The organism is Brevibacillus formosus, assembly GCF_003013405.1.
Lineage (GTDB): Bacteria > Bacillota > Bacilli > Brevibacillales > Brevibacillaceae > Brevibacillus > Brevibacillus formosus.
The window spans coordinates 1-10,261 of record NZ_PXZL01000042.1 but is presented as its reverse complement, the minus strand read 5'-3'; the positions used below and the strand labels follow the sequence as shown (position 1 = coordinate 10,261).

Genomic DNA, 10,261 nt, shown 5'->3' with positions numbered 1-10,261 from the left:
AAATATTCTTATCTGTCGTAACTGATGATATTTCTTCATTCTTTTAAATCTCTAAAAGCCTGTTTAAACAGGGAAAGCTCGTAGAGGAAACAGGAGAAATAAGCGAAGATCTTAGGGACACTGACCGAGGCGCAATGCAAAAAGCGAAACACGCTCTTAAGCGTCCACCTCTGAAACACATCGTGAATGGACTACTTTGGACGCGGTTTCGCTTTTTGCATGGAGTCGTGCAGTCAATCCCGCAGGGGGTGGCCCTAGAATCTGAGCGTTTTCTCCTGTTTCCTCCCACCACTACAGCTGGACAATATGTACCTCTGTGAGACAGTTTGGAATAATACAAAAACAATTCATACTTGACCAGTAGGGATTGTTGGTAATATAACTATATCTATACCGAATACAATAATGAGAGGTACATAAAACGAAAGGGAGGGGAATATATGTCGACGTTATTGATCATCGTAAACATTGTTTTGTTGCTCTTATTCATTGCTGGTTTGTATGCCATGCAAAAGAAGCATATTTCTTTTTCCAAGCGAGTATTTGTTGGTCTCGGACTCGGGATTTTATTTGGACTCATTTTGCAATACGTATACGGAGCCAAATCGGATGTACTCAAATCCACCATCGAATGGTACAACATTGTAGGTAAAGGCTATGTGAAGCTGCTTCAAATGATCGTAATGCCACTGGTATTCATCTCTATTTTATCGGCTTTCACTAAAATGAAACTAACTAATAACATAGGGAAAATTAGTACGCTGATTATCGGACTTTTGGTAGGGACGACTGCTGTCGCGGCAGCAATCGGGATTTCGACTACCTTTGCATTTAATCTCGACGGGGCACAATTCCAGCAAGGGGATGCGGAATCCGCTCGGATCGAACAGGTGGAGCAGCGCTTGGGTGACATCGAGAACTTGAGCATGCCAGCCAAAATCCTGGAACTTCTTCCTGCGAATCCATTCCTCGATCTGACTGGAGATCGGGCGACTTCTACGATTGCCGTTGTCATTTTCTCTGCGATTATCGGTGTTGCGTATTTAGGGATAAAACGCAAAAATCCGGAGCAAGCTGAATTGTTTGCGAAAATTGTGGACGCATTCCATACGATCACTATGCGTGTCGTGACATTGATCTTGCGCCTGACGCCATATGGTGTACTGGCGATCATGGTCAGAGTGGCAGCTACTAGTGATTACAATGCCATCTGGCAGCTGGGCAAGTTCGTTGTCGCTTCGTATGTGGCAATGATCATCATGTTTATCATTCATCTGTTGCTGTTGACGTTTGCAGGATTGAATCCAATCACCTATGTGAAAAAAGCATTCCCTGTCCTGACGTTCGCCTTCACTTCGCGTACGAGCGCGGGTGCATTGCCGCTGAATGTAAAAACACAACAAAGCATGGGTGTTCCTGAGGGAATTGCCAACTTCGCAGGCTCCTTTGGACTCTCCATCGGACAAAACGGCTGCGCAGGGACGTACCCAGCCATGCTGGCTATCATGGTAGCGCCTGTCGCAGGAATTGATCCGCTGACACCATCGTTCATCCTGACACTGATCGCAGTTGTGGCACTCAGCTCCTTCGGGGTTGCAGGCGTAGGGGGCGGGGCGACCTTTGCAGCACTGCTCGTCTTGTCCACGATGAACTTGCCAATTGCAATTGTCGGTCTGCTCATCTCCGTTGAGCCGTTGATTGACATGGGACGCACAGCGCTAAACGTAAGCGGCAGCATGACGTCCGGTCTCTTGACAAGCAGAGTGACAAAAGAGCTGGATACCAATGCTTTCAACGGTAACGACCAAAAAACGCTGACTGTGTAAATGTAATAAAACAGGCTGTACCGTCTATTCAGACAGGTACAGCCTGTTTTTGTATTTAATATGTCTTTTATGAAGGTCATCGTAAATCCAACAAGCTACGCAGAGGAAGAGAAAAACGGAGCGACCGGAGGCCTTGGCGCGCCTACCCAGTCGGAACGGAAAAAAGCGGTACACGCTTGTCGACCAACCTCTTCGTTGAGAAGCTTCCGCCCATCGGGTGGCTTTTGGTCGACGTACCGCTTTTTGGAGTGGAGACGGACTTCCCTGCTTCCCCGTTGGCGTGCCACCAACGGAGGGAGCCCGTTTTTCTCTTCCCCACCACTATGTTCGCACAAACCAATCTTATTCTTTACGGATTAACCGAGGTGTACTTAAAGTAAGCGCCGCCAAGCGGGAAGATGATGAAATCCTTCACCTTGTCGTTTTTCACATAAGGGCTTCCACGGAAGTTGATCGGAGCCAGCGGCATTTCCTCCATAAGAATCGTTTCTGCCTCTAAGAGGATTTTTTTGCGCGCGTCCAGATTAGGCTCATTGTAGCTCTTGTCGATCAGCTCTTTGAACTTGGCATTTTCCCAATCCGGGTGGTTGTTTCCACCCGTTTTATCACGGAACATCTCCAGGAAATTGATCGGGTCGTTGAAGTCTGCGCCCCATTGGAAGCGGATCATGTCAAAGTTCGCTTGCGATCTCATGTCGCGGTACACCTTCAGCTCTGCCGTGTAAAGCTTCACGTCGACGCCGAGTGCTTTTTTCCACTGATCTTGCAGGGCTTCTGCCAGTTTTTTGTTGGTATTATTCGAGTCAAAGGTGTAGGTAACGCTCGGGAAGGTCGAGAGTCCGAGCTCCTTCATACCTTCTTCTAGTAATGCTTTTGCTTTTGCCGGGTCTTCTTTAAAGTAGCCGTCTGGTTTTAATCCCATGGAAGTCGGAACCCAACCATAGGCGGCTGGAACACCCGTCTGCAAAATATTGTCGATGATTTCCTGACGGTTGATGGCATATGCGAAGGCTTGACGAATTTTTTTGTTGTTGAACGGTGGTTTGGTTGTATTAAAAACAACGGATTGTGTGCCCGGATTATCCGCGACCATCAGCTTGCCTTCATCTTTGAGTGTAGGGATTGCGTCGGTCGGAAGTGTTGAGGCAGGATAGCCGCCCCAGTCGATGTCGCCATTTTCGAACATCGAGAACGCTGTATTGTTGTCCTCGATCATAGCAATTTCGATTCGATCGAGCTTGACGTTGTCGCGATCCCAGTAGTTCGGGTTTTTCGTAAAGACGATTCTGCTTTTGTGCTCCCACGTGTCCATGATGAATGGACCATTTCCCACGATGGTTTTCGCTTCATTCGCCCATTTCGAGTTTCCTTCCAGCGTTTTTTGATGCAACGGGAAGAGGGTCGGGAAAAAGGTTAGCTCACGGAAAAACGGAGTTGGAGACTTCAGGTTGAATTCCACGGTGTAGTCATCTACAGCCTTGACGCCTACATCCTCTGCTTTGCCTTTCCCCGTATTGTACTCCTCTCCTCCTTTAATGTAGTAAAGCTGATAGGCGTACTCGGACGCTGTTTTCGGATCGAGGTTGCGTTTGATCGCATAGACGAAGTCATGGGCTGTGACGGGGTCTCCGTTGCTCCATTTGGCGTCCTTGCGAATTTTGAAGGTGTAGTTCATGTAATCCGGTGAGTTGGTGAAGCTCTCAGCCGTTGCATTGACGAGTTGTCCATTCAGGTCATAGCTGGTCAAACCCTCAAAGGCGGCGTAAATCATGTCAAACGAATCCGCGTCGACGGCGATCCCAGGGTCCATCGAAGGCGGCTCGTTGTTAATGCTCCATTTTAAGACCATCGGCTCTGTTTTTGTCGCTTCTGCAGGTGTAGTGGAGCCAGTGGGTTCAGCAGGCGCGGAAGAGTTCGAGCACCCCGCTAGTACCCCGAATAGCAAGGTAAGACAGGTTGCAATTGCCAGTCCCTTTTTCATAAATACCCCCCTAAAAATGATAGAAAACGTATATTCAGAATATTTGCTAGTGTTTTCGATAGCAAAGGAATTTTTTTAGTTTCTCGATAAAAAATATTTACTTATCTCATTGATAGATAGGAATAGTGGTATGGAATTAATTGATTTTTCTTAAAAATTTACTCGTTTTTAAAGATATGGTATATTCTGGTAGATATTAATGATAGGAGAGGTGGGAATCACTATGTTTAAGAAAATGGTTTTCTCAGCATTAAGTGTAGCCGTATTTTCTGCAGTGCTAACGTCTCCGATTCAAGCCGCAAACACACCATCTAGTGTTGGCGGGCAGAAAGAACATTCATTAGTTTCTGCCAGATGGAGTTCAGATGAAGAATGGATTCGAAAATCTGCTGCTGTCCCACCAGGGTGGGTCGTCATTCGTGAAGATCTGGGTTCCAAGCTTATAAAAAATACAGCAGGTGCTCCCTATGGTACGGAATTACGAGTAAGCAAATATTCTCCCGTTCCAGCGGGATGGGTAGTTTTAAGAGATGAAGTAGCTGGTCGGGTGATCAAATATGTAATAGGAGCAACTTATCGTACGGAGTTCAATGTGACTAAGTTCTCCCCGATTCCAACTGGATGGGTAGTATCGCGAGAAAACTATGATAGCAAAACGATCATGAATGTCGTTGGAGCTCCTTATGGTACCGTATTATTAGTAAGCAAATACTCACCTGTTCCTCCAGGATGGGTTTACGAGGGACAAACGGCTGCTGGTATGTACATTAAAAACTTGAATCGCTATTAATCGTATTCATTTAAAGTTCGAACTGATGGTTAAGGTGTATATAGCCATCAGTTCTTTTTTATTCATTCTTTTTCGTTCAATAACACACATTTGGCATTCGATGGACAAAGAGAAGCGTACATGATATGAATGAGGAAAAGGTGTCTATCATGACCAGGTAGGAGAAAACGCCCTTATGTATAGAATCGGTGTTGTAGGACCGCTTCCTTCGGTGGAACGGATACTGGCGGTCGCGAATGAGTTTGAGCATGAAATCGAATTTGTTCCGTTTCGTTATGAAGACGTGCGTGAAGTAAGCAAGATCGTTCTGGAGCATCATGTGGATTTAAATGGATGGTTTTTCTCTGGCCCGGTTCCATTTACGATCGCGAAAAACGTACTCAGCCCGGATGCCAATATCGTGTATTGCCCACCGAACGGTTCGAATCTGTACCGCTGCTTCATTCAGATGTCGATTGATCAAAAGACAGCCGTGAACCGTGTATCCATTGATATGATTGATTCGGAAGGAACGCATTTGCGCGAGTCGATGTCGGAGCTGGACATACCGGAAGAGGGGATTTACGTCAGTACGTACGACGAGAATTTTGACCTCGATGCGATCACGCAGTTTCATGTATCGCTCTGGCGTGAAGGCAAGACACAAGGAGCGTTCACCACGTTTTCTGTGGTTGAACATGCGCTGCGCGAAGAAGGCATTCCTGTCTATCGTGTCCTGATGACGAAAATGGAGATTCGTCAGGCGATGAAAATTGTCATCGAAAAGGTGAAAAGCTCCTATTTCAAGGACACACAAATCGGAGTAGAGATCATTGAGCTCGAACAGTTTGACAAGATTCCCGAGCGGGCCAGCACGCGCTTTTACTTGCAGCATCTGGAGCTGAAGATCAGACAAATTCTGCTTGCGCTCTGCGATAGGCTGGACGGCTCTCTGCTGGCAAATGGCAACGGACGCTACCAGATTTTTAGCTCGCGTGGTGCGATACAACGAGAAATTGAAATGCTGCGACATACGGTGGAACAGCTCTCTTTGGAGGCAGAGGTTCCGGTTGCAGTAGGTGTAGGCTTTGGGGATACAGCTTTTTCTGCGGAAAACAATGCGCGAAAAGCAATCCAGCACGCAAAAGAACGACCGGGGGCGGGCATTGTCGTCGTACAGGATAATGGCGTCATGATGGAATCGGTGGGAGAAACAGAGGAGCTCGCCTATTCGTTCCGCTCCAGTGATCGCGAGCTGTTGGAAAAGCTGAATCGGGCCAATGTAAGTGTCAAATCGTATCACAAGCTGCGTGCGCTAGTTCAGCGTATGGGCTGGAAGTCGTTTTCGACGTCGGATATCGCTTCGCACTTGTCGATGACGGTACGGAATGCACAGCGCATCATGGGCAGCTTGTGCGAAGTGGATTTGGCCGAGTTCAGCGGGGAAGAACAGCAGGCTGTGCGTGGACGACCGAAGAAGCTATATCAATTAAAGAAATGAGGGCACCCGACGAGAGGCTTCGGGTGTTTTTTCATATTATGTGGCTGCGGTGGGGAGAAGAATATTTCCAGACTAGGCTCCAGGCTTCGTCCTGCTGGGGGTTAAGACTGCCCGCTCCGAAGGGATTCGCGGGGAAACGCAAAAGTGGTAGCCGCTACGTCGTATGGGCACGGTTGCGTTTCTTTTGCCCGCGAATCCCTTCTCCGCTCGGTAGGACTCCACAAGTCGCTACGTCTGGAAATATTCTTCTCTGTCGTAACTGATGATATTTCTTCATTCTTTTAAATCTCTAAAAGCCTGTTTAAATAGGGAAAGCTCGTAGAGGAAACAGGAGAAATAAGCGAAGATCTTAGGGACACCGACCGAGACGGAATGCCAAAAGCGAAACACGCTCTTAAGCGTCCACCTCTGAGACACATCCTGAATGGACTACTTTGGACGCGGTTTCGCTTTTTGCATGGAGTCGGGCAGTCAATCCCCCAGCGAGTGGCCCTAGAATCTGAGCGTTTTCTCCTGTTTCCTCCCCACCACAACAGCGAGACGAAATTTTTCTATTTTTCAATAAGTCTAACAACTTCTATTGAAAAAACGGAGAGGTAACTATATAATTCAATTAAACGAAAATGTCTTTTAATATTCGTATATGTTTGTAAGGGTTTACATTTACCAGTCTTCTCATATTTCTAGAGCTTGCCTATCGGACCTGGGCATGGAAAAACACATGCTCCAGAGTTAACAGGAGGAATTGAACGATGTTGGATCTGGTTTCGTTGCGAAGAGATTTTCATAGACATCCAGAGGTGGGTTTTACGGAGTTCCGTACCGCTTCCAAGGTAGTAGAGATTTTGACGTCCCTCGGCTATGAGGTCATATACGGACAAGAAGCAATCGATGGAGATTCCCGCCGGGGCTTACCTTCCGAGGCGGTTCTCGAGGCAGCGTATGAAAGAGCTTTGCGTGACGGTGCAAACCCGGCAATCGTGGAAAAAATGCGCGGTGGCTATACAGCAGTGATCGGTGTGAAGAAAGGAAAGGCACCTGGACCAACGGTTGCTTTCCGTTTTGATATGGACGCACTGCCTGTATTGGAAAGTACGGAGCAAGACCATTTTCCACAAGCGAATGGCTTCCGCTCCCACTATGAAGGCAACATGCATGCATGCGCTCACGACGGTCATACCACGATCGGCTTGGGATTGGCAGAAGCGCTTTCAGCAGGAGATTTTTCCGGTACGCTCAAACTGATCTTCCAACCAGCCGAAGAAGGTGTTCGCGGCGCATACGCGATCGTGGAAAAAGGTCATTTGGACGATGTTGACTATATTTTCTGCAACCATTTGGGGGTCAATGTGCCGCTAGGTGAGGTACATGGCGGTTCCTACGGATTTTTGGCTACCACAAAAATGATGGCGCATTTCTACGGTGTTTCTTCACATGCTGGTGCATCGCCAGAGCAAGGGAAAAATGCATTGCTCGGAGCGGCTACCGCCCTGTTGAACATTCATGCGATTCCGCGTTTCAGCACTGGCGATACGAGAATCAATGTGGGTGTGCTAGAAGGCGGAACAGCAGCGAACATCATTCCGGCCTATGCCAAGATGGTTGTGGAGACTCGCTCCATTACTGAAGAAGTAAATGCAGAAGTAGAAAACCGCGTACGCAACATCATCGCGCACAGTGCCGCTATGCATGAGCTCGATTACAAGATCGAAGTCGTCGGGGGAGCAATCCCGATCAACTACGATGTGGAGATGGCAGAGCTGGCCCTGGAAGAAGCCAAGCAAGTAGAAGGCTTCCATTCCTTTAAGCACGGCGAGTACAACTCGATGGGCAGTGAAGATGCCAGTTTTATGATTAAACGCGTTCAGGATCGTGGCGGAAAAGGAACGTACATGGCAATCGGCACGGATATCCCGGCGCCTCACCACCATCCGAAGTTCGATATACAAGAAGAGATTTTGCCACGCAGCGTAGCGCTTTTGAACCGAATTGCAAGACGTTTGCTGACGTAAAAACGTTCCTAGCTGGGTGGAAAAGCACGTGGACAACGAGGGCAGAGAGGATGTTTGCGAATGCATACCAAGCGAATTGCAGAAATGATTGAGAAAAAACGAGATGCCTTCATTAAAGTGAGCGACCAGATTTGGGACTTTGCGGAGACGCGTTTTGAAGAGTACCAATCGGCTGAACTGCTGGCTCAAACACTCGAAGGAGAGGGCTTTCAGGTAGAGCGCGGTGTAGGCGGAATCAAAACGGCCTTTATTGGAAGCTTTGGCAGCGGCAATCCTGTCGTGGCGATTCTGGGAGAGTTCGATGCTCTGTCGGGCATGAGCCAGAAAAAAGGCCAAACCACAGAAGAGCCTCTCGTAGCAGGCGCAAACGGACATGGCTGCGGACACAACTTGCTCGGTACCGCTTCTCTTGCGGCAGCCGTTGCAGTGAAAGAGTACATGGAAGAGAACAACATGACAGGGACTGTTCGTTACTACGGCTGCCCAGGGGAAGAAGGCGGCTCCGGGAAAGCGTTCATGGCGCGAGCAGGATTGTTTGATGACGTGGACTTCGCACTTTGCTGGCACCCAATGGGCTACAACAGCATCATGTCCATCGATTCACTCGCGAACTATCAAATTTACTTCAAGTTTAAAGGAAAGAGCGCCCATGCGGCAGCAAGTCCACATCTCGGTCGGAGCGCACTGGATGCGGTGGAATTGATGAACGTCGGCGTGAACTACTTGCGTGAACACATTATCCCGGAAGCACGTGTGCACTATGCCATCACGAACGCCGGCGGCTTGTCGCCAAATGTGGTTCAAGCAAAAGCAGAGGTACTGTACCTCATACGTGCGCCAAAGGTTGATCAAGTACAAGAGATTTACGAGCGCGTATGCAAAATTGCCCAAGGCGCTGCACTCATGACGGAAACAGAGGTAGAGATCGTATTCGACAAAGCGTGCTCGAACCTCGTGCAAAACAAGCTGCTCGAAGAGGTCATGTACAAAAACTTCCAAGAGTTGGGCGTCCCTGTGCATGATGAGGCGGAACTGCAATTGGCAAAAGAAATGCGTGCGACGTTGTCCAAGCAGGAACTCGCTACTTCGGAAAAACAGTCACCGGACATGCCTGCCCCAGACATGGTGACATGGCTCAATCCATACGACGGATCAAAAATCCCGCTGAACGGCTCCACAGATGTAGGGGATGTGAGCTGGATTACGCCAACTGCACAATGCACAACTGCGTGCTATATGAACGGCTCCACGCTGCACTCCTGGCAATGGGTATCCCTTGGGGCTACATCCATGGCACATAAAGGGATGCTTCATGCAGGGAAAGTCATGGCTTCTACAGCTATTGACATGCTGAAAAAACCAGAGCTGATCGAACAGGCAAAAGCCGAGCTGAAACAGCGTCTCGGCGGTCAAACGTATGTATGTCCGATTCCAGAGGGCGTCATGCCTTCTGTAAAAAAATAAGAGACACACGGAAATAACACGCGGACGACTTCTGAATGCTCAGGGTCGTCTTTTTTGTTCAAGAGCAGATGAAAGCTCTGCTCATGTTGCCATAAAGCCTCACTGCAATCAATCGAGTCAGGCGGCAAGGCAGTCGTTGTCTGTGACTTTTTGTCTTTGACGGAAAATGTGTAGGCGATTTTCGATTGCAGAATCCATTGTCGGATGAAAGCAGAGGCTTGCAGGCTGGAGTTTGTCTCCACTGAATTTCTGAATGATTCGGCTTACTATATGGAAGCTCTTGTGGAGTTGATTCGTGAGAGTTTGTTGTAACGTGAAAATGTAGCCTTTAACGATGTTCTTTTATAACTAATTACCAAATATTGCATTTGATTAAGCGAATGGCTCATGTTATATTAAAAATCCGCCTTACAAAAACGGGCGGAATGAAAGAAACAAAACGAAAGACTCAAAATATTACCAGTTGACTCGAAGTGATCATACGTGGTATATTATGAGTCCGGCACTTTTGAAGTGCTAGTGAAAATGCTCTTTGAAAACTGAACAGCGAAAGCGTTAATGAGTCTATCATTAAATGATTTGCCAGCTTTGAACCAGTAACAAACTTTATTGGAGAGTTTGATCCTGGCTCAGGACGAACGCTGGCGGCGTGCCTAATACATGCAAGTCGAGCGAGGGTTTTCGGACTCTAGCGGCGGACGGGTGAGT

Annotated in this window: 6 protein-coding genes and 1 rRNA gene; 6 read left to right on the top strand and 1 reads right to left on the bottom strand. The window is 47.8% G+C overall.

Features of this window, described 5'->3' with window-relative positions; translation table 11 throughout:
• Positions 1–440: 440 nt before the first annotated feature.
• Positions 441–1,826: an L-cystine transporter gene (locus tag C7R91_RS28115; RefSeq protein WP_047072074.1), complete on the top strand. Its 1,386-nt coding sequence runs from the start codon at positions 441–443 to the stop codon at positions 1,824–1,826.
• 349 nt (positions 1,827–2,175) lie between these two features.
• Here C7R91_RS28115 and C7R91_RS28105 read toward each other — a convergent pair whose 3' ends face one another.
• On the bottom strand, positions 2,176–3,807 hold the full coding sequence (locus C7R91_RS28105) for a peptide ABC transporter substrate-binding protein (RefSeq protein WP_047072072.1): 1,632 nt from the start codon (positions 3,805–3,807) through the stop codon (positions 2,176–2,178).
• 223 nt (positions 3,808–4,030) lie between these two features.
• On the opposite strand from C7R91_RS28105, the gene C7R91_RS28100 reads away from it, so the two are divergent.
• The 5 genes from C7R91_RS28100 to C7R91_RS28070 form a co-directional block, all read left to right on the top strand.
• Entirely contained in the window at positions 4,031–4,597 is a 567-nt protein-coding gene (locus C7R91_RS28100; protein WP_047072070.1) for a hypothetical protein, read from the top strand.
• Between the two features lie 175 nt (positions 4,598–4,772).
• Positions 4,773–6,077, top strand: a complete 1,305-nt coding sequence (locus tag C7R91_RS28095; protein ID WP_047072068.1) for a hypothetical protein — start codon at positions 4,773–4,775, stop codon at positions 6,075–6,077.
• A 752-nt stretch (positions 6,078–6,829) separates the two neighbouring features.
• On the top strand, positions 6,830–8,089 hold the full coding sequence (locus C7R91_RS28085; RefSeq protein ID WP_047072066.1) for an amidohydrolase: 1,260 nt from the start codon (positions 6,830–6,832) through the stop codon (positions 8,087–8,089).
• Positions 8,090–8,149: 60 nt separating this feature from the next.
• Entirely contained in the window at positions 8,150–9,553 is a 1,404-nt protein-coding gene (locus C7R91_RS28080; RefSeq protein WP_047072065.1) for a M20 family metallopeptidase, read from the top strand.
• Between the two features lie 606 nt (positions 9,554–10,159).
• Positions 10,160–10,261, top strand: a 16S ribosomal RNA gene (locus C7R91_RS28070); the annotation flags it as partial.

Excerpts from the sequence above, each read along its gene's own strand:
- C7R91_RS28115 (WP_047072074.1), top strand. The coding sequence starts at position 441 with ATGTCGACGTTATTGATCATCGTAAACATTGTTTTGTTGCTCTTATTC.
- C7R91_RS28105 (WP_047072072.1), bottom strand. The coding sequence starts at position 3,807 with ATGAAAAAGGGACTGGCAATTGCAACCTGTCTTACCTTGCTATTCGGG.
- C7R91_RS28100 (WP_047072070.1), top strand. The coding sequence starts at position 4,031 with ATGTTTAAGAAAATGGTTTTCTCAGCATTAAGTGTAGCCGTATTTTCT.
- C7R91_RS28095 (WP_047072068.1), top strand. The coding sequence starts at position 4,773 with ATGTATAGAATCGGTGTTGTAGGACCGCTTCCTTCGGTGGAACGGATA.
- C7R91_RS28085 (WP_047072066.1), top strand. The coding sequence starts at position 6,830 with ATGTTGGATCTGGTTTCGTTGCGAAGAGATTTTCATAGACATCCAGAG.
- C7R91_RS28080 (WP_047072065.1), top strand. The coding sequence starts at position 8,150 with ATGCATACCAAGCGAATTGCAGAAATGATTGAGAAAAAACGAGATGCC.